Source organism: Microbacterium sp. 4-7, from assembly GCF_014332665.1.
Lineage (GTDB): Bacteria > Actinomycetota > Actinomycetes > Actinomycetales > Microbacteriaceae > Microbacterium.
Genome location: NZ_MCRH01000005.1, coordinates 171172 through 191540, shown reverse-complemented (window position 1 = coordinate 191540; position 20369 = coordinate 171172). Strand labels below are relative to the sequence as shown.

Below are 20369 nucleotides of genomic sequence, written 5' to 3'. Positions count from 1 at the left end.
TTTCGCGAGGCCCGATGGGCCTCCCCTCTCCCGGATTGGCCCCTCATGGCGAACGAGATCACGTTCAGCATCACGACCACTCGCTTCGACGAGGACTATGCCCCGTCCGACAGCTCGCGCATCACCACGAACTTCGCCAACCTCGCGCGCGGCGAGCGCCGCCAGCAGAACCTCCGCAACGCCCTGGAGATGATCGACCGTCGCTTCAACGACCTCGCGGGCGGCGACAAGCGCTACACGGTCGAGCTCGACATCGTCTCGGTGCAGTTGCGATTCGCCGATGGCAACGATGAGGAGTTCCCGGTGCTCGAGGTGCTCGACGTCCACATCGTCGACCGGCTGACCGGCGAACGCCACCATGGGATCGTGGGAAACAACTTCTCCTCCTACCTCCGCGACTACGACTTCAGCGTCGTCCTGCCTGCGGCGAGCGCGGCCGCCGGCGGATTCTCCACTCCCGACGACTTCGGCGTGCTGCACGGCAAGCTCTTCCAGCATTTCCTCGAGTCCGAGGCGTACCAGGAGCGCTTCTCGACCCTGCCGGTGATCTGCATCAGCGTCTCGACCAGCAGGACCTATCACCGCAACGGCAACCACCACCCCGTGCTCGGCGCCGAGTACGTGCAGGACTCCTTCTCGCTCACCGACGAGTACTTCGGGAAGATGGGGCTGCAGGTCCGCTACTTCATGCCACGCGGCAGCGTCGCCCCCCTCGCCTTCTACTTCCGCGGCGACCTCCTGAGCGACTACTCCGATCTGCAGCTCATCGGCACGATCAGCACCATGGAGACCTTCCAGAAGATCTACCGGCCTGAGATCTACAACGCGAATGCGTCCGCCGAGAGCGTCTACCGTCCGAGCCTCGCCCACGACGACTATCAGCAGACCGAGATCACGTACGACCGCGAGGAGCGCAGCCAGCTCGCCGTCGTGCAGGGACGCTACGCCGATGAGCACTTCGTCACGCCGCACCGGACGGTGCTGGACCGGTGGGCTGCCGGGTACCCCGCTCCGTCCTCCCCCGTGTCCGCCTCCCCCGTTGCGGTCCGATGACCGGCCGCGGATCGTCGACCGTGCGAGAACTCCTCCCCACCTCGATCGTCGGAAGTCTGCCCAAGCCGGCGTGGCTCGCCCGGCCCGAAGTCCTCTGGTCGCCGTGGGAGCTGCAGGGCGATGCGCTCGTGGAGGGCAAGCATGACGCCCTGCGCGCCGCAGTGCACGAGCAGCGTCGACGCGGGATCGACATCATCAGCGACGGGGAGCAGACCCGTCAGCACTTCGTCACCACCTTCATCGAGCATCTCGACGGAGTCGACTTCGAGAATCGGGAGACGGTCCGCATCCGCGACCGCTATGACGCGAGCGTGCCGACCGTCGTCGGCGCAGTGAGCCGCCGCGCGCCCGTGTTCGTGGACGACGCGGCCTTCCTGCGCCAGCAGACCGACCAGCCGATCAAGTGGGCGCTGCCTGGCCCGATGACGATGATCGACACGCTGTCGGACCGCCACTATCGCAGCCGCGAGAAGCTGGCATGGGAGTTCGCGACGATCCTCAATCAGGAGGCGAAAGAGCTCGAGGCAGCCGGAGTCGACATCATCCAGTTCGACGAGCCCGCGTTCAACGTGTTCTTCGACGAGATGAAGGACTGGGGCGTCGCTGCTCTGGAGCGGGCAGCAGAAGGACTGCGTGCGGAGACCGCGGTCCACATCTGCTACGGCTACGGGATCAAGGCCAACAACGATTGGAAGGCGACCCTCGGAGCCGAGTGGAGGCAGTACGAGGAGTCGTTCCCCCTTCTGCAGCGATCCACCATCGACATCGTCTCGCTTGAGAGCCACCACTCCCACGTGCCGCTCGACCTCATCGAGCTGATCCGCGGCAAGAAGGTGATGCTCGGCGCGATCGACGTCGCGAGCGAGCAGATCGAGACTCCGGAAGAAGTCGCCGACACCCTGCGGCGCGCGCTCCAGTTCGTCGATGCGGACCTGCTCATCCCCAGCTCGAACTGCGGGATGGCGCCCCTACCGAGGCGCGTCGCTCTCGACAAGATGAGCGCCCTGTCAGCGGGAGCGCGAATCGTGCGCGACGAACTCGGCGGCACCGGCGCCTGACCGCGCTCGAGCAGCCGCGTCGTGTGACTCACGCCCTCAGGAGGTAGCAGCGCTCCTCGCCGTACTTCGTGAAACCCGCTCGCGCGAGGATCGGCGCGGAGGTGGCGGTGCGCCCCTTCACCAACGCCGTGGTCGCTCCCCGTGCCGCGCTCTGGCGAAGCCGCTCCACGAGGACGGCACGGTAGGCTCCTCGTCCCCGTGCCTGCTCGATCGTCGCCGCTCCCCACAGGCGTGCGAAGCCGTCGACGATCGTGCAGCCGCCCGTGCTGACCGCCTCGCCGTCCGCGCCGAGACGGGCGAGAACACGCACCTGCGTGCCTGCGTCGTACGCCGATGTGATCCCGTCGAGTTCGATGCGCAGGCCTTCGTCATCGAGCGGCTGCTGCTTCCAGACCGGTACATTGATCGCGTCGACTTCGCGAACCTGCTCGAGCGTTCGCACGACCTCCGCCCTGGCTTCAGGCGGGACATCGCTCGCGGCGCTGTCGATCGTGCCGCTGTCGATCCGGCTCGCGAAGACGGCTACGGTGTCGATGTGCTCGGCTCCGCGCCTGAGGAGCTCGGCTTCGAGATCGGGGCGGTCGGACGCGTTGGTCCAGAACCGCAGCTCGCTCTCGTCCCACGCCCTCGTGCGGTCGATGGCGTGTTCTACGACGGTTGCGGCATCCGCATCCGAGTCGACCTGCGAGCCGCGCACTCCGCCACCGAATCGCGTCGGATACCGCACCAGCTGCAGATGGCTCCGCTGCTGCTCGCTGCCGCGGGGAAACCACACCCACGCGGCCGAGGCTCGCAGGACATCATCGATCGTGTGAGTCATCGCTCTCCCAGCCCCCGGCGACCTCAGCTCGCCGCTCCGACCAGACGCGCGAAGGCGCTCATCCGAGCGACCCCCTCGGGAGTGCGCGGAAGATCGTCGAGCAGGGCCGGTGAGTGGATGAGGTACGCCGCGACCTGCGCCCTCGAGATCGCCACGTTCAACCGATTCTGCAGCAGGAGGAACTCCGGGCCTCGCGGAGCATCGCGTCCGCTGGACGCCGCGAGCGAGGTGATCGAGACCACCGCCTCCTTGCCCTGGAAGTTGTCGACCGTGCCGACCGGGACGTCGTGGAAGCCCGCCGCGGCGAGCGCATCGTGCACGGTCTGACGCTGGGCGTTGTACGGCGCGACGACGATGATGTCGTTCTGCGCCAGCGGGCGCGCCGTGGACTCCGCATCATTGTCGGTGAACGTGCGTCCGACGAGACCGCGTACCAGCGCCACCACTTCGGCCGCCTCTTCCGGCGACTCTGTGGCGTTGCCTCGATGCCGCAGCGGGACGACGTGGAGCCCCGCGTCGACGCCGTCGATCGACCGCCTCTCGGTTCCGGGTGCCGAGGCGAGCTGGCCCGCGTACGCGAGCCTGGACACCGGGGCCGCGACGAACGGATGCATGCGCCACGATCTCGCGAGGAAGTAGCCGTGATCGGGCTTGATGACCGCGTCGCCGTCCATGACCCAGCCGAGCGCCGAGGTGTCGACCGGCTCGGGGTGCGCGCCCTGACTGACCTGAGGAAGCTGCTGCGGGTCTCCGAGGAGCAGCAGGTTCTTCGCTCCGGCCGCGACGGCGATCGTCGACGCGAGCGAGAACTGCCCTGCTTCGTCGACCACGAGGAGATCGAGCCCTCCGCGCTCGACGCGGGCGGTGTTGCTGAAGTCCCACGCTGTGCCGCCGACGACCGCACCGTGCTCGGCCTGCTCGGCGAGGAATGACGCCATGCCGTTCTTGGGGATGACGGTGTAGCCCGGCTCGACGGAGGGGTCTTTCGGAGCCTTGCCGACCTGACTCGCCGGCACACCGTCGGCGACGACTCGTTCGAGGAGGTTCTCGATGATCGCGTGGGACTGCGCCACGACACCGATCCGGAATCCGTGCTCCTTCACCAGCCGGGCGATCACCTGCGAGCCCGTGTAGGTCTTGCCGGTCCCCGGGGGGCCCTGCACGGCGAGGTAGCTGCGGTCGAGATCGAGCACGCCTCGGACGATGGCGTCGATCACGTCGTCGCCCTGCTCGGGCAGCGGACGACCGGACAGCGTGCGCGGAGGGAGGCGACGAAGCACGTCGGTGGCCGCGTCACGCGGGAACCCGGGTGCGGCCGCGTGGACGGAGTCCGCCCACTCATCGATCGCGCCCTGCAGCGAGACGACGCGTGGCGGCGCAGCCGGAGTGAGAGCGAGGGGAAGCTCGTCCCAGGTCTGCCCCTGGATCGCCGTCTCGGTGATCAGGTAGCCGTCGTCGAGCACCTCGGCGACCGTGACGGTGTGAGGGACATGCACCGCTCGTGACGGTGCCTCGGTGTCGAAGGGAGCCGGCACCGGATACAGGGCGAACGGCTGCGCCCCGGCGCCCAGAGTGGTGCCCGGCGACACCTCGCCGCGGATCTCGATGTCGCGCGACATCACCCGTCGGCCCTCGCCGATGCTCCAATCCCTCTGCACGCGCGATGAGGCGCGGTCGATGCGCACGACGTCACGCGTGCCGTCCCACATCGTGACGGGTTCGCGCAGTCGCTGGAAGTGCGAGACCCAGAAGCTCTTCGCCTCGCGCGGGAAGTAGTCGATCGCCGCGGCCGCGATGCGATGCACCTGACCGTCGTCGCCTGCGTCGACCGCGCGCTTCGCATCGGCGAGCAGTGACACCGAGCGCGGTGACGGCTCGTAGATCACCTCGTCCGCTTCATCCGGCGGCGCCGGAGTCACGCCCTCAGCCCTCGCGATGTCGATCAGCCAGTTGCGGAGGCGCCGGGTGGAGACGCAGTCGTAGCGGTTGTAGTCGGCGAGGTCGGCGAACACGGCATCCGCTTCTTCCTGCTCCCCCGCCGCCGCGAGCTCTCGAGCCGCGACGTACTGCACGATCGAGTCATCGCCCTTCTGGACGTCGCTCGTGCGCACATCCGCGCCCATGTAGAGAGGCTCGAGCTTCTTGATGGAGTACGACCTCGTGCCGACCCGCACGGTCCGCAGCACGAGCGGATACAGGTCGACGAACACTCCTTCACGCAGCAGTCGATCGATCTCGCCCTCACGGACGCCGTGCCGCGCCGCCATGGCCACGAGGTGCGAGGTCTCATACGGGGCGTAGTGATAGATGTGCATGCCCGGATGAGCCGCGCGCCGCAGCTTCACGAAGTCGAGGAACCTCTCGAACGCCTCGCGTTCCGCCGCGAAATCGTGTGCCCAGAGCGCGGTGTACTGATCGGAGTTGTCGACCCATCCGAAGAGGTAGTCGATCCCCCAGTGAGCCTGACCGTCCGACGCCGGCTCGGTGTAGAGAGGGTCACCCTCGAAGTCGAAGAAGATGTCTCCGTGGCTCGGCACCGGGAGCGTATGGATCGCGGCCGCGTAGTGCACGTCATAGGTCGGCGCACCGTCGGCATCCGCCTGGATCTGCAGTCGGGCCTGTGCCCTCAGAGTCTCGAACGTGTCGGTGTTCATGCCGTCGGGGGGCGTGGGCGCCTCTGCCAAGGCGTCGATGGTCTCGATGCCGGCGGCTCTCAGTCGCGCACGCTGCACGGGCCGCATGCGGGCGACCATGAGGAGATCTCGGTGCGCGATCACCTGTTCCTCGCAGGTGGCGCAGCGCCCGCACGCCACGACCTCGAGATCGCCGCGGTCGTCGCCCCACGCCAGCGCGGCCCCGGCGGAACCGTCGTCGATGCGACGATCTGCGATGAGCGCGCGCAGACGCGCCCGTCGCACCTGGAACAACGGGAGGAGGTCGTCGACGGAGTGGGTGCTCACTGAGCCGTCGCCGAGGATGAGGTCGACCTCGTCGGATCGTGGGATGCCGAGCCGATCGAGCTGATCGACATATGCCGCGAGCTGCATGAGGGCCGTGACCCGCGCTTTTCGGGCGAGCTTCGAATCCTGCACCCGCCAGCGACCGTCGTCGTCGCGCTTCAGGAAATCTGCGAATCCCACGAACTCGGGTGTAGCGAAAGCCGCCTGGAAGACGACGACAGCGTCGGAGCCGAGTGCCTGGACCGTCTCTTCGACCGCCGCCGCCAGGGCAACTGCGTCGACGGACGACACCTTCTCGACGAGATGCACCCGATCGGCGCCGAGATCATCGAGATAGCGCGCCAAGACCGTCCGCTCATGCACGTCTCCGAGCAGCGCCGCCCGCGCCAGCGTCGCGTCTTCGGGCTCGTCGACGGCGGGGACCCGCCCCAGCTTGGCGTCGATCGCGCGGCACCACGCGAACTCGCATTCGGCGGCCGCCTTGAGGTCGCTCGCGCTCCAGATGACGCGCTGCGCCTGAGTGTCGATCCGCACGATGCTCCCGTTCTGTCGGACACTTCGACACTAGCCGCGGCATCCGACACGGGATCACGATGGGCCGCTCAGCGCCACCAGGAGTCGTCGGGCGTCACGGGCAGGTTGCGCTTGTGCTGGGTGGCGAGATAGCGCGACTCGATGCGCCCGGCGACCTCCGGGTCGACCTGGCGCCCTTCGAGGAAGTCGTCGATCTGCTCGTAGGTGAGTCCGAGCTCGTCCTCATCGGCGCGACCGGGCTGACCGTCGAGCAGATCGGCGGTGGGCACCTTGTAGGCGAGCTGGTCGGGAGCGTCGAGGAGCAGGAGAAGCGAACGCCCCTGCCTCTTGGTGAGTCCGGAGAGCGGGAGGATGTCGGCGGCCCCGTCGCCGAACTTCGTGTAGAAGCCCGTCACGGCCTCAGCCGCGTGGTCGGTGCCGATCACGAGCAGACCGTCGTGGCCGGCCAGCGCGTACTGCGTCACCATGCGCACTCGCGCCTTGATGTTGCCGCGATTGAAGTCGCTGATGTCGCTCGTGACGGCGAACTCGATGTCCTCCTCGACGCCGTCGACGCCGTTCTGGATGTTCACCTCGACCGACGCATCCGGCTCGATGAACTCGAGTGCTGCCTGGGCATCCGCCGCGTCCTTCTGGATGCGGTACGGCAGCCGGACGGCGAGGAACTTCGCCTCCCCGCCCTCTGCTCGCACCCGCTCGACGGCGAGCTGCGCCAGACGACCGGCGAGTGTCGAGTCCTGACCGCCCGAGATGCCGAGCACGAAACCTTTCGCGCCGGTGGTGCGCAGGTAGTCGACGAGGAACTGCACGCGGCGCTCCACCTCGATCTCGGGGTCGATCTCAGCCCTCACGCCGAGCGCTTCAGAGATCTGCTGCTGCAGGGTCATGTGTTCCTCCGGTCTACCCGACGTCAGTATCCTCCTCCAGTGTTACATCGAGATGACGTGGATCGCACGCGCGTGACTCCGCGGCGGCCGATGCACCTGAGAGGATGGCGGAGTGAAACTTCTCGTCGCAGCCATGGCCTCCGAACTCGCAGCGTTCCCGGAGGAGCTCGAGGGATTCGACCAGCTCGTGACCGGCGAGGGCAAGATGCAGGCCGTCTACGCCCTGACCCGTGCGCTCGACGCCAAGGAGTACTCCGAGGTCGTGGTCGTCGGCACCGCCGGTGGGATCGACCCTGAACTCGAGGCGACGGTCCACGAGATCGGCAGCGCGCTGCAGCATGACGTGTTCGACCTCGACGGTGTCGCAGGGCAGCACGTCTCCCTGCCGGCGCGCGTGTCGACGGGCCGCGAGGGTGTGCTGATCGCGACCGGAGACAGCTTCGTCGGCGATGCGGGGATCACGGCCGTCATCCGGCCGTCCGGTGCGGGACTGGTCGACATGGAGACCTATGCGTACATCTGGGTCGCCGAGAAGTTCGGGGTGCCGATCCGTGCTTTCCGTGCGATCTCCGATCGAGCCGAGGACGGTGCGCTCGTCGACTTCCGCGAGGCGATCGCCCGCTGCAGCGTGCAGCTGCGCGAGGTGATCCGTCGGGAGTACGGCGTCTGAGACACGCACCGCGTCGGTGCGGGGTCTCAGCGCGTCTCGATGATGCTCGGCCCGTTCGGCGTCGCGCGTACGGAGAGCTGCGCGGGGATCTGCTCCTGCATCGCCTCGACGTGGCTGATCACCCCGACGGTGCGACCGCCCTGTCGGAGCTCGTCGAGGGTGCGCATAGCGACGTCGAGCGTGTCGCCGTCGAGGGATCCGAACCCCTCGTCGATGAAGAGGGTGTCGAGACGGATGCCGCCGGCTCGCGCCGTGACCACCTCGGCGAGTCCGAGAGCGAGGGCGAGCGAACTCAGGAACGTCTCGCCTCCTGACAGGGACTGCGCTGGCCTTGTCTGGCCGGTGAATGCGTCGAACACGACGATCCCGAGCCCGGATGCCGCGCCGCGCGCGGCGAGCGCGTCGGAGTGACGCAGTTGGTAGCGCCCGGTCGACATGTCACCGAGGCGTCGATTGGCCGCCTCGACGATCTCCTCGAGCTCCGCGGCCAGCACGAACGTCTCGAGGGTCATCTTGCGCGTGTTCGCACCGCGCCCGGCGATGGTGTCGGCCAGGTTCTGCAGGACTTCGTACTCGGCGGCGTCCTCCGCGGTGCGCGCGTGCTCGGCGGCGGCGGCCTCGATGAGTGCTGCGAGCTGCTCCGCCACGGCGGCAGCTCGCCCGGCTTCGTCGACCGCTGCCGACCAGCGCTGCCGAGCGGCGAGGGACCTCAGCTCGGCGGGATCGAGGTCGATCGGCTCCTCGGGCAGCGTGCGCAGTTCGAGGTCGAGGAGGATCGCGCGCTCCTTCTCTCTGAGCACGGCATGCTGCGTGATCCGGCTCTCGAGCGCCGCCTGGGAAGCGGCGGAGCGCAGCGCCCGCTCGACAGCGGCCACGTCGGGAAACTCGGAGGCGGCGAGTGCGGCGTCCCGCTCGAGCATCGCCGCGGTCGCCGCCTCTGCTCTGCGCTCACGTTCGGCCGACGCCTCGACCAGCGCGAGAGCAGCCTGAACTTCATCGAGCGTCGCAGCGAGCCGCGCTGCCACGGAGTCGAACGGTCCTTTCGCGTCGGCGATCGCCTGACGCGCCTCGGCCATGCGCTGAGCCACGAGCGAGTGCTCCTCGCGGGCTGCGGCCAGCGCGGCGGAGTCACGTTCGCGATCGATCTCGAGCCGCCGGATGCGTTCGATCAGGGCGTCGCGCCGCTGTTCGAGCCTCGTCCGCTCGTGCGAGGCCTCGACGCTCTCCGCGTGTGCGGCGGTCGCGTCGTGCAACTCTGTGGCAGCCTCATCGGCTGCTCGACCGTCGGCCCGGGTGACTGCGGCGGCGAGATCCGCACGCAGCGAGGACACGTGCTCGGCGGCGTCACGCTCACGCCCGGCGATGATGTCGCGCTCGGTCTCGGCTTCGTCGACGTCGTCGGCGGACACCGGATCCGTGTGCACGGCGGGAGCGGGATGCTCGGGGGATCCGCATACCGGACACGCTTCGTCGTCCTGCAGGGAAGCCGCCAGCTCTCCCGCGATGCCGTCGAGGCGGCGCTGTCTGAGCTGAGCCAGCGCCGTCTGGGCCGCGGCGAGCGCGACGCTGGCCTCAGCGAGCTCGCGCTCCGCTCCAGCGTGCGCGACACCGAGGCGTTCCGCCTCGAGTGCGGCGGCATGCCGCACGGCGGCAGCATCTCGCGCTGCAGCCAGATCCGCGACGCGATCGGCACGCTGCCTCGCCGCGTCACGGTCGAGAGTGAGCTGTTCGAGCTGTCCCGGAAGAGCGACGCGATCGGCCTCCGCCGCCTCGATGCGCGCGGTCGCCGCCGCCACGGCATCCGCGGCTGCGGTGAGTTCGGCGTCGAGAGCGGACGCGGAACCCTCCAGTTCCGCCGCCCGCTGCCACGTGCCCGTCTGCCTGGTGCGTTCAGCCGCCCATTCCGCGAGATCGTCCGTGACGATGTCGTGAGCCGCCCACACGGCGCGTGCGCGCTTCTCGGCTTCGACCGACGCATCGAGCGCAGAAGACGCCGTCGCCGCGGCCGTGATCGGGCCCCGAAGAAGCTCCGCAGTCCGAGCCTCGTGCAGTTCCGTGCGCGCGTCCGCGATCCGAGGCTCCTCGGCCTCGAGACGATCGAGCGCTGCCCTGGCACGATCGCGCTCGATCTGCGCCCTCTGCTCGTCTCGCAGCGTCGCGAGCGCCGCATCCGCGGCATCCGACTCCTTCTCGGCGTCGACACGCTCCGCCGCGCGACGCTCGGCGCGGTAGTCCGCTCGAGCCTGAGCGCGACGCAGACGGTCGAGACGGTCGTCCGTCGTCATCACGAGGGACTCCGCCTCACTCGAAGCGGTGTCGCCTCCCTGCGCGTCGGTGTCATGCCCGAGGTCGGCGTTGTCGACCAGTCGCTCGCCTTCGTCGAGGCGGACTGACACGGTGGCGAGACGGGCTCCGAGCGACCGCTCCGCCGCCTTGCGTCGCTCGTCGAAACGTGTCTGCACGTCCTCGAACCGCTCGGTGCCGAACAACCGCCGCAGCAGTGCCTGCCGCTCACGGCTGCCGGCGAGCAGGAACTCCGAGAAGCGGTTCTGCGCGAGCAGGATCACCTGCAGGAACTGCTCACGGCTGAGCTGCAGGATCTCGTCGAGTTCGTAGGCTGCCTCGCGCTCCTTCGCAGCGAGTCCGATCCACTCGCCGCCGACCAGCGTGTCGAGCTGCACGGCTGCCGACTGCACCGTCATCCCGCCGCCACGCTTCTTGGGCCGCTCGTACTCGGGCGAACGTGTGACCCGGTATCGGCCGGCCGGAGTGCTGAACTCGACGACGACCTCGGTGACGTCGTCGGGCTCGCAGTGGTCGCTGCGCAGTCGCTTCTCGCCACCCTCGTACCGTGGCACCCCACCGTAGAGAGCGAAGCAGACCGCATCGAGGATGCTGGATTTGCCTGCTCCCGTGCGACCGGCGATCAGGAAGATGCCGTCGTCTGCGAAGGCGTCGAAGTCGACGACCTGACGATCGCGGAACGGCCCGAAGCCCTCGACCTCGAGGAGGTGCAGCTGCATCAGAGCGCCTCCTTCGCTGTCGGAGAGTCTTCGCGTCGAGCGGCCACCGGACTAGACGAGGGCTTCTGCACGAACGCGGTCATCGAGCACCTCGCGGATCAGCTCGGCCTCGCGCTCGGTCGCCCCGTGCCCTGAGCGGACGTGCTCGAGGAAGGCCTCGATCCGTTCAGGATCGGTCACGGCACCCTGCAATCTCTCGACGTACGACCGCTCGATCGTCTCCGAGGTCTGGGACGGCTGATGCTGCACCATCGCGCAGTGCGGATACCGCTCACGGAGTCGGCGCATCGGCTCTGTCTGGGCGAGCGCGTCGGTGTAGACCGCGCAGACCCAGTCCTCCGCGTGAGCGGCGACGTTCTCGGTCGACAGGATCTCCTCGAGGGTGCCCGTGAGCGTGACGAGACGGCGAGGCACGGGGAGCTCGAGCCACTCGACCGATGCCAGTCCGGTCGCGTCGAGCTCGACCAGCCAGGACCCGCGCGGCTTGTTCTGCTCGCCGAAGCTGTAATGCAGGGGGGCGCCCGAGTAGCGCACGCGCTCGCTGATCTGCTGGCGCCCGTGGATGTGACCGAGGGCGACGTAGTCGGGACCGTCGAACACGGTCAGCGGCACGACGTCGAGACCGCCCTGCCGGACCTCGCGCTCGAGGCCCACCGTGGCGTCGACCCCGGCGGAGAAGCAGTGGGCGATCGCGACGGACCGGCCGGGGTGTTCATTCATACCGACCCGTACGAGGTCCATGGCGTGCGCCAGCGTCTGCGCCTGCGTGCGCAGTTCGGCCCCGTTCCAGTGCTGTCGGACGATGGCGGGCTCGAGGTAGGGGATGCCGAAGAAGTGCACGGGGCCGTCGGCGTCTGTCAGTGTCACCGGAGTGCCGATCGCGAGGGGGTCGGTCAGCACATGGATGCCGTCACGCAGCAGTCGCGCCTGGAACCCCAGCCGCGCGGCGGAGTCGTGGTTGCCGCTCGTGACGATCACACGGGCCCCCGTCTCGTGCAGCGCCACGAGAGCGTCACCGAGAAGCGTGTACGCGGGGCCGGCGGGGGTCGCCGAGTCGAACACGTCGCCGGCGACGATGACGACGTCGACCGCGTGGTCGCGAACCTGCGCCGTGAGCGCCCCGAGCACCTCGGCCAGCGCGTCCATGGTCGAGTTGCCATGGAAGGTGCGGCCGATGTGCCAGTCGGAGGTGTGCAGGATTCGCATACTCACACGCTACGAACCCCCACCGACATTCGGTCCGAGGCGTGCCGTGGCGCCCGTTCCCCGCATCGAGATCTCCGCGATCCGGCCGAGAGAGGACGCCACGACGACGTCAGTGCGCAGCGACGGCCAGTCCCGGCTGCGCCGGCATCAGCTCGTCCTTCGTGCCCCGCACCATCACCGCGGCGATCACCGCGGCGACGAGCATGAGGATCGACGCGACGATGAAGACCCAGCCGTAAGCGTCGGTCAGCTGCCCGGGGTCGAGATCCGCCTGGGCGTGCCCTCCGACCGACGCGGCGTACACGGCTGTGAACACCGACAGGCCGATCGATCCGCCGATCTGCATGGCCGAGTTGGCGACTGCCGACGCGATGCCCGCGTCGTGCGGAGCCACTCCGGTGAGAGCGAGGTTCTGCAGCGGGATGAAGACGAAGCCCATGCCGACGCCGAGCAGCACGAGCGCCGGGGCGATCTGCACCAGGTAGGCGCCGTCCGGGGTGATGCCCGACAACAGGAACAGACCCGCCGCGGCGATGAGCGGTCCGACGATCATCATCGGCCGCGGTCCGATCACTCCGAGCAGCTTGGTCGCGATCGGGGCGATGATCATCGTGGCGATCGGCAGCGGCAGGGTCGCCGCGCCCGCCTGAAGCGCGCCCATCCCGAGCACGAACTGCAGGTGGAAGGTCAGGTAGAGCGTCGCGCCGATCATGATCGCTCCGGCCACGCCCTGGATCAGGAACGCACCACCCCTGACCCGGTCCGCGACGACCCGCAGCGGAAGGAGCGGCTGGGCCACGCGGCTCTCGACCCAGACGAACGCGGCGAGCAGCACGACTCCGAGCACGAGGAAGGTGATGGTGAGCGGGTCGCCCCAGCCGTTCTCGGCGAGGCTGAACCCGTAGACGAGGGAGCCGAGACCGAGGGTCACGGTGATCGCGCCCCAGACGTCGTAGCGGTTGTCGCCGTCCGCCTTGCTCTCCGTCAGGAAGAGCGCTCCGCCGATCAGTCCGATCGCGACGAAGAACAGGTTGACGAGCAGGCACCAGCGCCAATCGGTGAACTCCGTGAGGAATCCGCCCAGGAGGAGACCGACGGCCGCTCCTGTTCCTGCGACCGTCCCGAAGACGGCGAACGCCGTGTTGCGCTCCTTCCCGGAGGGGAAGGTCACGGTGAGGAGAGCGAGGGCGGCGGGAGCGAGGAGCGCGGCGAAGACCCCCTGGAGGCCGCGCGCGAGGATCAGCTCCCAGCCGGACTGCGCGAGGCCGCCGAACAGGGACGCCGCGCCGAAGCCCACCATCCCGATCATGAAGGTGCGCTTGCGACCGAGGTAGTCGGCGATGCGTCCTCCGAGCAGAAGCAGCGCGCCGAAGGCGAGGGCGTAGGCCGTGACCACCCACTGACGCTGGCCGTCGCTCAGACCGAGCGATGCCTGCGCCTGCGGCAGGGCGATGCTGACGATGGTGCCGTCGAGGACGACGATCAGCTGCGTGAGGGAGATGACGACGAGCGCCCACCACCGTGTCTGGGGGCGGGCGCGCAGGGACGATGACATGGAAGAACCTCCGGTGTCGGGGACGATGCCGGAGGTTTCGAGCCTCGGACCAGCGCGCGTCAGCGCCTGACCACCTCAGCCGACGGGGCTGAGCAGAGCATCCATATTACCGGAGGAATGACGCCGCGTAACACAGCGTCACACGTCGATGCGTCAGCGCGAGCGCAGCAGAGACGCGTGCTCGGGATGCGCCTGGAACCAGTCGGCGACATACCAGCACACGGCGTCGACCTTGCGATCTCCGCGCTCCTCGATCTCGGCGACCGCTCCCTCCACGACGACGCCCGCGTAGCCGTGGCCGCGGAAAGTCGGGATGGTGAAGGCTCGCGTCAGGGCGATCGTGTTCCCGTCGTCGCGATAGTCGAGCACGCTGACGAGCTGCCCGTCGCGCGTCAGCGTGTACCGCGAGGCGTCCTTCTCATCAGTGAGGATGAAGCCGGCAGCGAGGGTCGAAGTGGTCACCTTCTCCACGTTACGCCTCGCTCCCCGGCCGGCGGCCGTTTTGACACGCGCGGACTTCTTCCGACATAATCCCCCCATGACTACCAACGCAAGCCCTTTGTCCGCCCAGGAGGCGAACAGGACTGCCGGGATGATGATGCCCGGTCGCGTTGGCATGTGTTGCCGAATGTGTCGCTGAACGAACAGCCACTCCGTCTGACCTGACTTCTCGCGATCTGCGAGGACTGGTCTCCGAGCACCCACCCCGTGCTCGCTTCCCGGCTCGCCCGGTCATTCATGCAACGCATCAGAGCCTTCTTCCGGCTCACGTCCTGAGGACTACATCATCATGTCGAACATCGCACTTCTCGAGCGTCCCGCCGCCGCCACCGCCGTCCGCACCGTCTCGTCGGAGCCCGCCGCACCGCTCGATGCAGATCTTCCCGCCGTCCGCTCGCCGCGAGGATTCGCCCTCTACGTCGGTCTCGACGAGATCAAGGCCGCCGAAGCCGGCGTCAGCCTCCCGCTCCTGGTCGACGCTCTGCGCCGCACCCTCGCCGAGCTCGCACCGGGTGCCGAGACGCACGCCACCGTCGCCCTGGCCCCGCACGGCTCCGGCGGCCGCGACCTCGACGTCGTCCGTCTCGCACTGCACGAGCCGGGTGCGATCGCACGCACCAAGGCCGCTGCCGAAGAGGAGGCGACCGACGAAGAAGGCGGCGTCGTGGTCGACATCTCGCGCAAGCGCGTGCTGATCGACGGCGAGTCCGCGGCGTTCACCTACAAGGAGTTCGAGCTGCTGCAGTACCTCGTGCTCCGTGAAGGACGGACGATCGAGCGCAGCGAGCTGGTCTCCGCGCTCTGGCAGGCGCAGGACGACGAGACTCCCGGCGAGCGCACGATCGACGTGCACGTGCGGCGTCTGCGCGCGAAGCTCGGCCGCTACGAGGACATCGTCCGCACCGTGCGCGGCATCGGCTACCGCTTCGACCGGCACGCCGACGTCGTCATCCGCTACGGCCACGGAACGCCCTCGCCCGACCGCTTCTGATCCGAGTGTCAGCCCCGCCACGTATGGTGGGCGCATGACCCTGACCGCGGATGCCGGAGCCGCCGATGCGGCCTCCCGCGGCGCGCCGCGCGAGACCGTGTATCGGCCGGCCGCACCCGTCGATCTCCGCGCGACGGTGGGCATGCTGCGACGGGGGCCCGGCGACCCGACCATGGTGTTCGACGGCCCGGTGATCTGGCGCACGCTGCGAACGCCGCTCGGTCCTGCCGCACTCGCGCTGCGCGCCCGCGGCGACGAGATCATCGCCACGGCGTGGGGCGACGGAGCGGAGCACGCGCTCGACAGCGTCCCGGAGCTGTGCGGCGCGAACGACGACCCCACCGGCTTCGATCCCTCCCATCATCCGCTGATCGCCGACGTCGCACGCCGGTCGGTCGGCATCCGCCTGGCTCGCACGGGCGTCGTGTTCGACGCTCTCGCGTGCGCGATCATCGAGCAGAAGGTGACCGGCCTCGAGGCGTTCCGCGCATGGAGACAGCTCGTCACGAAGTTCGGCGAGCGCGCACCCGGTCCCACCCCGAGGCCGATGTACACCGCCCCCACCGCCGCGCAGTGGCGCCGCATCCCGTCGTGGGACTGGCACCGGGTCGCGGTGCAGCCGCCGCAGTCGAAGACCGTCGTGCGCGCCGCCGAGCGCGCTGAGAGCGTCTCGCGCGCACTTCTGGCCGCCCCCGCCGGCGAGGAGCGCGATCGCGTGCTGACGAGCTTGCCGGGCGTCGGCATCTGGACCTCGGCCGAGACCCGCATCAGAGCCCTCGGCGATCCTGACGCCGTGAGCGTCGGGGACTACCACCTGGCCCATCAGGTCGGCTATGCCCTCACGGGCCACCGCACGGATGACGACGGGATGCTCGAGCTGCTCGCCCCGTGGGCCGGCCACCGGCAGCGAGTGATCCGCCTCATCTTCGCGAGCAGGGTGAGCGAACCCCGTCGTGGGCCGCGGCTCTCCCCCGAAGATCATCGGAGTCGCTGACCCTGCCGCACGGCGCGGATCGCCCCTAGGCTGAGGCCATGTCCCGCAACGCACTCCGCTTCTCCGTCACGGCAGGGCTGCTCATCGTCGGTGTCGTGATCGGCCTGATCTTCCAGAACGTCTGGCTCGGCATCCTGCTCGCCGCGATCGTCTGGCTCGGCTGGTTCATCGGCTACGAGTCCCGGCGCGGCCACAACACCGGCGTCAACGACGAGGACCACGGCGTCGAGCTCTGAGCGTCAGTAGTAGACCGCCAACGGACCGGACGGCCCCTCGACCACCCGCACGGGCGTATCGAACACCCGGGTGAGCACGTCGCCGGTCATGATCTCGGCGGGCGACCCGAACTCGATGACGGCTCCGTCCTTCATGGCGCAGATGTGGTCGGCGTAGTGCCCCGCGAAGTTGATGTCATGCAGCACGATGACGATCGTGCGCCCCAGCTCCTCCGACGCCCGGCGCAGGTGCTTCATCATCTGCACGGCGTGCTTCATGTCGAGGTTGTTGAGTGGCTCGTCGAGCAGAACGAACTCGGTGTCCTGCGCCAGGACCATGGCGACGTAGGCTCGCTGTCGCTGGCCGCCGGAGAGCTCGTCCAGGTATCGACCTTCGAGGTCCCCGAGATCGAGGAAGTCGATCGCTCTGCTGATGAGCTCCTCGTCGGCGCGCGTCAGCCGGCCCTTCGAATGCGGGAAGCGCCCGAAGCCCACCAGCTGGCGCACGGTGAGACGGGTGACGAAGTGGTTCTCCTGCCGCAGCACCGAGACGATCTTGGCGAGATCCTTCGACTTCGTGGTCGCCACGTCGTATCCGGCGATCTCGATCGCTCCGGCGTCCATGCCGCCGAGCCGGCCGATCATCGTCAGCAGAGTCGACTTTCCCGCGCCGTTCGGACCGATCAGTGCTGTGATGCCGCCGGAGGGGATCCGGAGGTCCACAGGGCCGATCGCGACCTGGTCGCTGTAGTCGCGGCGGACGCCGTCGAGTGTGATCACAGCCTGCCCTTTCTGAGGATGACGACGAGGAACACGGTTCCTCCGACGAGTTCGATGAGGATCGACACCATGCCCTGCGCGTAGAAGACGTTCTTCATGACGAAGTACGCCCCGGCGAGGATCGTGAAGGCGGTGAGCACCGCCACCGGGAAGATGAGCCGGTGGTCGTATGTATCGGCGAACTGGTACGCGAGGGTCGCGACGAGGAAGCCGAGGAACGTCATCGGGCCCACCAGCGCGGTGGAGGTCGCCATCAGCACGGCGACGAGGAAGAGCACGGCATAGAGCTCGCGCTTGTGGTCGAGTCCGAGCGAGCGCGACACGTCGGGTCCGAGCGCGAGGAGGTTCAGCCGCCGTGCCCGCAGCCACAGCAGCGCGGACGCGGCGACGCACAGCGGGATCGCGAGCGGCAGGTAGGACGCGTCCGCGTTGGAGACGTTGCCGAAGAGGCGAGCCGCCAGCACGTCGAACTCGCTCGGTGTGAGCAGCCGCTGCATGAAGGTCGAGATCGCCCCGAGTCCGCCGCCGATGATGATCCCGATCAGGAGCATGATCTGGAGGTTTCCGTAGCGCCCCGACAGCAGCCATCCGTAGAGCGCCATCGCGAGCCCCACCATGATGACGACCTGCAGGCCGAACTGCCAGACGCCCTGGATCGCGACGAGCCCTGCGACGCCGAACAGGTAGACCGTAGTCGTCTGCACCACCCGATAGAGCGATTCGAACCCCATGATCGACGGCGTGATGATGCGGTTGTTCGTGACCGTCTGAAAGCTCACGGTCGCGATCGCCTGCGCCACCGCGACCACTGCCATCACGGTCACATTCGTCACGCGGAGCTTCGCGATGCGCCAGAACCCAGGCGATCCGATCGGCATGGGGTTGTCCCAGGCGAGCAGGGCGAAGGCGAAGGCCGCGGAGAGGACGATGAGGACGCCCAGCACCAGGGCGTAGCGACGGCGCGCACGCGCGGACGTGAAGGATCCGGAGGTGCGGGCATCGACCGCGAGTGCGCTAGCCACGACGACGCTGCCTCAGCAGGAGGAGGATGAAGACGATCGCGCCGACGATCCCGAGGATCAGCGAGACCGGGACCTCGAACGGCATGATGATCGTGCGGCCGATGATGTCGCAGACCGTGACGATCGCGATGCCCAGCAGACACACCCACGGCAGGTTGCTGCGCAGGTCGTCTCCTCGGACCATCGAGACGATGTTGGGCACGATCAGTCCGAGGAACGGGAGGTTGCCGACGACGACCGTGACGACTCCGGTGGTGACGGCGATCAGCACGGTCCCGAGCAGGATCACGCGGTTGTAGTCGACGCCGACGTTGGTGGCGATCTCCTCCCCCAGTCCGGCGATCGTGAGGCGGTCCGCCACAATGAAGACGACGACCCCGACGACCGCCACGATCCAGAGCATCTCGTACTGCCCGCGGAGCACCGAGGTGAAGCTGCCGGCGAACCAGACGCCGATCGCCTGGAGCGAGTCGGTGACGAGCGCGAAGTACGTCGACACCGATCCGACGACGGCGCCGAGCATGATCCCGATGATCGGGACGATGAGCGACGACCGGAGGGAGACGCGGCGCAGGAATGCGAAGAAGACCATCGTGCCGATGAAGGCGGCGATGATGGCGCCCGTCATCCTCAACGGGATCGACGGGTTCGGCACCAGCACCATGACGGTCAGCAGACCGAGCCCTGCCCACTCGGTCGTGCCGGTGGTCGTGGGTTCGACGAAGCGGTTCTGGGTGAGGAGCTGCATCACGAGCCCGGCCATCGCCATGGCGGCTCCCGCGAGGACGAGAGCGATCGTGCGCGGCACGCGGGTGATCTGGAACATCTCCGCGCCGTCCGCGGCCCCCGCGATGTCGTATACGCCCGTGAAGAGCGACACGACGAGGAGTGCGACGACGACGAGGATGCCGACGAGCAGCTTCACGTCGAAGAGCCGCCCGACGGAACGGGGCGACTCGATGGATGCGGTGCGGGTGTGGGTGCGGGTCATCATGCGACGCCGGACGGCGGCATCCGCTCGGAGCGGATGCCGCCGGTCGGCCCTACTTCTGCGCGGCCTCGAGCGCGTCGGCGAGGTCCTCGAGGAACGTGGTGTACGTCTGGATGCCCTCGTTCAGGTAGGTGTCCGTGGGCATGTAGACGATCTGCTCGTCGGCAACGGCGGTGACGCCGGCTAGCGCCTCGGAGCTCTCGAGGATCTCGGACGCCTGCACGTAGTCGGGGGTCTCGGCGGCGAAGACCGCATCGCGGTCGAGCACGAGAAGCCAGTCGGGGTTGGAGGAGGCGATCGCCTCGACGGAGATGTCGTCGCCCTGGTGGTCGTCGGAGGCGTCATCGACCTCGAGCGCCGGCGTCAGACCGAGGATGTCGTAGATCGGTCCGAGCGAGCGCCCGACGGTCGGCGCGAGGTACCCGATCTCGCCGCCGGAGGTGTTCACCGCCATGACGGTGTCGGCGTCGTCGTATGCGGCCTTGGCCCGCTCGACGGCCGCGTCGAAATCGTCGACGAGCGCCTGCGCCTCGTCCTGCTTGCCGAAGATCTCGCCGAGGACGGTGGTCTGACGCTTGAGCTCCTCGTCGAAGGGCTCGCCCTCGCGCGGCTCGAGGTCGATGATCGTGGCGTCCGGCACGAGCTCCGCGATCGCCTCGTTGTGCTGGGTGAATCGCTGGCCGCTGATGATGAGGTCGGGTTCGATTGCGACGATCGCCTCGAGGTCGGGCTCGCTGTGCAGGCCGATGTCGACGATCGACTCGTCGTCGAGGTACGACACGGTGTCCGGCATGAGCGCGACAGCGCCGGCCGAGAGCTCGACTCCCCAGTCGGAGAGGGTCTGGAACGTGCGGTTGTCCAGTGCGACGACGGATGCAGGGGGCGTGGCGATCTCGTGCGATCCGCTGTTGTCCTCGACGGTGACCGAGTCCGCTGCGGCTGCGGTCCCCTGCGGCTCGGCGTCGGAGCCGGAGGCGCAGCCGGCGAGGGTGAGGAGGCCGACGAGACCGACGCTCGTAGCGGTGAGGATTCTGGGCATGGACATGGAGAGACTCCTGTTCTGCGGTGATGAGTGCGCGGAAACGGCGCGGGAACGGCGGACTTAGGAT

17 protein-coding genes are annotated in these 20369 nt (G+C 68.5%); 6 read left to right on the top strand and 11 right to left on the bottom strand.

From position 1 onward, the window contains the following. Window positions 1–45: 45 nt before the first annotated feature. Window positions 46–1053, top strand: a complete 1008-nt coding sequence (locus tag BEP68_RS10955) for a putative oxygenase MesX (protein ID WP_187249985.1) — start codon at window positions 46–48, stop codon at window positions 1051–1053. Window positions 1054–1073: 20 nt separating this feature from the next. Beyond that, window positions 1074–2111, top strand: a complete 1038-nt coding sequence (locus BEP68_RS10950) for a methionine synthase (protein ID WP_187249984.1) — start codon at window positions 1074–1076, stop codon at window positions 2109–2111. Window positions 2112–2139: 28 nt separating this feature from the next. On the opposite strand, the gene BEP68_RS10945 is transcribed toward BEP68_RS10950, so the two are convergent. The 3 genes from BEP68_RS10945 to nadE form a co-directional block, all read right to left on the bottom strand. Beyond that, window positions 2140–2931 carry a hypothetical protein gene (locus BEP68_RS10945; protein ID WP_187249983.1) on the bottom strand — a complete coding sequence of 264 codons (792 nt, stop codon included), beginning with the start codon at window positions 2929–2931 and terminating at the stop codon, window positions 2140–2142. A 23-nt stretch (window positions 2932–2954) separates the two neighbouring features. Then, complete coding sequence (locus tag BEP68_RS10940; protein ID WP_187249982.1) at window positions 2955–6425, bottom strand: TM0106 family RecB-like putative nuclease; 3471 nt, start codon at window positions 6423–6425, stop codon at window positions 2955–2957. A gap of 68 nt (window positions 6426–6493) precedes the next feature. Beyond that, window positions 6494–7312, bottom strand: a complete 819-nt coding sequence (gene nadE, locus BEP68_RS10935; protein WP_053098839.1) for an ammonia-dependent NAD(+) synthetase — start codon at window positions 7310–7312, stop codon at window positions 6494–6496. 112 nt (window positions 7313–7424) lie between these two features. Between nadE and BEP68_RS10930 the strand changes: the two genes are divergently transcribed. Further along, on the top strand, window positions 7425–7982 hold the full coding sequence (locus tag BEP68_RS10930; protein WP_056277071.1) for a nucleoside phosphorylase: 558 nt from the start codon (window positions 7425–7427) through the stop codon (window positions 7980–7982). 26 nt (window positions 7983–8008) lie between these two features. On the opposite strand, the gene BEP68_RS10925 is transcribed toward BEP68_RS10930, so the two are convergent. From BEP68_RS10925 to BEP68_RS18210, 4 genes are all read right to left on the bottom strand, one after another. Further along, complete coding sequence (locus BEP68_RS10925) at window positions 8009–11005, bottom strand: AAA family ATPase (RefSeq protein ID WP_187249981.1); 2997 nt, start codon at window positions 11003–11005, stop codon at window positions 8009–8011. Window positions 11006–11056: 51 nt separating this feature from the next. Next, window positions 11057–12211: an exonuclease SbcCD subunit D gene (locus tag BEP68_RS10920; protein ID WP_053098836.1), complete on the bottom strand. Its 1155-nt coding sequence runs from the start codon at window positions 12209–12211 to the stop codon at window positions 11057–11059. Window positions 12212–12320: 109 nt separating this feature from the next. Next, entirely contained in the window at window positions 12321–13766 is a 1446-nt protein-coding gene (locus BEP68_RS10915) for an MFS transporter (protein WP_053098835.1), read from the bottom strand. Between the two features lie 153 nt (window positions 13767–13919). Beyond that, window positions 13920–14228, bottom strand: a complete 309-nt coding sequence (locus tag BEP68_RS18210) for a GNAT family N-acetyltransferase (protein ID WP_053099389.1) — start codon at window positions 14226–14228, stop codon at window positions 13920–13922. Window positions 14229–14556: 328 nt separating this feature from the next. On the opposite strand from BEP68_RS18210, the gene BEP68_RS10905 reads away from it, so the two are divergent. The 3 genes from BEP68_RS10905 to BEP68_RS10895 are packed head-to-tail and all read left to right on the top strand — an operon-like array spanning window position 14557 to window position 16488. After that, window positions 14557–15258, top strand: coding sequence for a winged helix-turn-helix domain-containing protein (locus BEP68_RS10905; RefSeq protein ID WP_053098834.1), 702 nt, complete (start codon window positions 14557–14559; stop codon window positions 15256–15258). Between the two features lie 34 nt (window positions 15259–15292). Then, window positions 15293–16252 (top strand): DNA-3-methyladenine glycosylase family protein, encoded by a 960-nt coding sequence (locus BEP68_RS10900; RefSeq protein ID WP_056277061.1) that lies wholly within the window; start codon window positions 15293–15295, stop codon window positions 16250–16252. Window positions 16253–16290: 38 nt separating this feature from the next. Continuing rightward, window positions 16291–16488: a hypothetical protein gene (locus BEP68_RS10895; RefSeq protein WP_053098832.1), complete on the top strand. Its 198-nt coding sequence runs from the start codon at window positions 16291–16293 to the stop codon at window positions 16486–16488. 3 nt (window positions 16489–16491) lie between these two features. On the opposite strand, the gene BEP68_RS10890 is transcribed toward BEP68_RS10895, so the two are convergent. The 4 genes from BEP68_RS10890 to BEP68_RS10875 are packed head-to-tail and all read right to left on the bottom strand — an operon-like array spanning window position 16492 to window position 20305. Further along, on the bottom strand, window positions 16492–17247 hold the full coding sequence (locus BEP68_RS10890) for an ABC transporter ATP-binding protein (RefSeq protein ID WP_053098831.1): 756 nt from the start codon (window positions 17245–17247) through the stop codon (window positions 16492–16494). Continuing rightward, window positions 17244–18269: an iron chelate uptake ABC transporter family permease subunit gene (locus BEP68_RS10885; RefSeq protein ID WP_187249980.1), complete on the bottom strand. Its 1026-nt coding sequence runs from the start codon at window positions 18267–18269 to the stop codon at window positions 17244–17246. Before BEP68_RS10885 ends, BEP68_RS10890 begins: the two co-directional genes overlap by 4 nt. Then, a complete protein-coding gene (locus BEP68_RS10880) occupies window positions 18262–19260 on the bottom strand; it encodes an iron chelate uptake ABC transporter family permease subunit (protein WP_187249979.1) in 999 nt (332 codons plus the stop codon). Before BEP68_RS10880 ends, BEP68_RS10885 begins: the two co-directional genes overlap by 8 nt. Before the next feature lie 52 nt (window positions 19261–19312). Next, window positions 19313–20305 (bottom strand): siderophore ABC transporter substrate-binding protein, encoded by a 993-nt coding sequence (locus BEP68_RS10875; protein ID WP_187249978.1) that lies wholly within the window; start codon window positions 20303–20305, stop codon window positions 19313–19315. Window positions 20306–20369: the final 64 nt, after the last annotated feature.